The sequence below is a fragment of the Flavobacterium sp. genome (assembly GCF_049240005.1).
Lineage (GTDB): Bacteria > Bacteroidota > Bacteroidia > Flavobacteriales > Flavobacteriaceae > Flavobacterium.
The window spans coordinates 1-1,458 of the sequence record NZ_JBMLTK010000071.1; the positions used below are offsets into that span (position 1 = coordinate 1).

Below are 1,458 nucleotides of genomic sequence, written 5' to 3' on the forward strand. Positions count from 1 at the left end.
GTATGGTTGGCAATAAACATATAACTTTTGCCTGGCTCCGGCGCTTCGTGAAAAACGACCTTCGGATAAAAACCCATGCCAAACAAAATGACTTTTGCCCAGATGCGCGCCATCACAAAAAAGTAGGGATACCAGCTTTCTTTACATATCGACAGCAGCAAAAACGGTAGCATAAGCAAAATGGGCACGGCTATTAGAATATAAAAATAGATGCGCCAAAGCAGTATCAGAAAATTTTTGAAATACCTCATTGGTCAAAAATAAGCAAAGCAAATCATTAAAAAGTAGTTTTTGAACTCTCAAAAAAATGGCATCTTTGCGCTATGGAAAATCAGCAGAAACGCATACTCACCGGAATTCAAAGTACGGGAACGCCGCATTTAGGTAATTTATTGGGCGCCATTTTGCCCGCCATAAAAATGTCTGAAGAAAATTCGGCGCCATCGTACCTTTTTATAGCCGATTTACACTCGATCACGCAAATTAAAGACGCCGAAACCTTGGGCGCAAATACGTTATCAACCGCTGCCGTTTGGTTAGCCTGTGGCTTAAACACGGATAAAGTAGTGTTTTACCGCCAATCGGACGTGCCTATGGTAACCGAACTTACGTGGTACCTGAACTGCTTTTTCCCTTTTCAGCGACTTACCTTAGCGCATTCGTTTAAAGATAAATCGGATCGTTTGGAAGATGTAAACGCCGGACTTTTTGACTACCCGATTTTAATGGCTGCCGACATTTTGTTGTACGACGCTACACACATTCCGGTTGGTAAAGATCAGTTGCAACACATCGAAATTGCCCGAGATGTAGCCTCCCGATTTAACCATCAAATGGGCGAAACTTTTGTGCTGCCTACCGCCACGATGCAGCAAGAAGCGAACTACGTTCCAGGAACAAATGGCGGAAAAATGAGTAAATCGGCCAATAACGTCATAAATATTTTTACCGACGACAAAGCGCTGCGCAAGCAAATTATGCAAATTGAAACCGATAGTACGCCTTTGGAAGCGCCTAAAAACCCAGATACGTGTAAAATATTCGCGATTTACAAGCTACTGGCAAGCCCGGAACAAATTGAAACGATGCGTATAAATTATGAAAACGCCAGCGGCACTTATGGGTACGGACATGCAAAACAGGCGTTATACGAGCTCATGCTCGACGTATTCGGTCCGATTCGAACGCGCTACAACGAACTTATGGCCAATCCAGACTCGGTAGAGCAAGAATTGTTAAAAGGTGCTGAGAAAGCGCGCGCTACGGCTCAAGGAGTGCTCGCGCGGGTACGTGCAAAACTAGGTTTTCGTGCGTCATTCTCTCACGGAAGTTAGGTCTGCAAAGCGATATTTGCTCACAGAATTCGCAGATTCACACAGACAGGCAAGTAAAATTTCGTGAGTTTCGGTGTTTTCTGTGCGCAGTGTTTGCTCGCAGTATGCACAGATTCACACAGAC

1 protein-coding gene and 1 pseudogene are annotated in these 1,458 nt (G+C 44.3%); one reads left to right on the forward strand and one right to left on the reverse strand.

The window, feature by feature from the left end:
* A pseudogene (locus tag ACOVQQ_RS07765) lies at positions 1 to 188 on the reverse strand (1-acyl-sn-glycerol-3-phosphate acyltransferase); the annotation flags it as partial.
* Positions 189 to 323: 135 nt separating this feature from the next.
* Here ACOVQQ_RS07765 and trpS point away from each other — a divergent pair.
* A complete protein-coding gene (trpS, locus tag ACOVQQ_RS07770) occupies positions 324 to 1,334 on the forward strand; it encodes a tryptophan--tRNA ligase (RefSeq protein WP_421817700.1) in 1,011 nt (336 codons plus the stop codon).
* The last annotated feature ends 124 nt before the right edge of the window (positions 1,335 to 1,458 follow it).

What these genes read in the sequence shown, in the direction of transcription:
- trpS (WP_421817700.1), top strand. Translation starts at nt 324, where the DNA reads ATGGAAAATCAGCAGAAACGCATACTCACCGGAATTCAAAGTACGGGA.